Below are 724 nucleotides of genomic sequence, written 5' to 3' on the forward strand. Positions count from 1 at the left end.
AACAAGTTTGTGCTCCAATATATGGACAAAGGACTTGCACAGAACGCTATCTCACAAGGGGGGGGCTGGTATGACATCTGGAGTGGTGAAGTCAGCGATGCAAAAGGGTTCCGCTTTATCAGTACTGGCGATTTGAACTTAGGCGAGAATGTCGTGATCAACCATGGTCTAACTTACGGTAACGTGAAAGATCATGGGGACTGGTTAGATAAGGAAGAGTTGTTCTCATTTGTAGCTCGTCCAACTTACAACTGGTCGCCATACAATAAGACTATGTTAGAGGTCGGCTACTTTGACCACGAAAAAACTTGGGATTCAGGCTCCGAAGACAAGTTTAGTGGCACAAAATTCACTATCGCACACGCCATCTCAACGGGAGAGTCTTTCTTCGCTCGTCCAGAAATCCGATTCTTTGCGACTTATTTGAAAGACAATGAGGGCGACTCATTTGACAACAATAAGAGCAACGACACCATCAACTACGGTGTACAAATTGAGGCTTGGTGGTAATAAATAGAAATTGCCATTTTACTACTTAGATAGGCCTGTTTAGCTCCATTCTGGCCTATCACATCGAAATCCTTTGCCATTTGCTCTTGAATTGGGTCGTATTCAGCCGGAGGGGGCGGAAAATATGTCTATATTTCCATTTCAAGAGCCTTTTCACATGGACTGATGTATGAAACCACTGTCGTTAAAAAATAAGATTATAATCTTATTTGGA

The 724-nt window shown here is 42.8% G+C and carries 1 protein-coding gene; it reads left to right on the top strand.

The window, feature by feature from the left end; all coding sequences use genetic code 11:
• Positions 1 to 510 (top strand): carbohydrate porin (locus tag R7R78_RS26165; RefSeq protein WP_225474618.1); only part of this gene is annotated, 510 nt, incomplete at its 5' end.
• Positions 511 to 724 lie beyond the last annotated feature (214 nt).

The sequence above is a fragment of the Vibrio sp. 2134-1 genome (genome assembly GCF_033339495.1).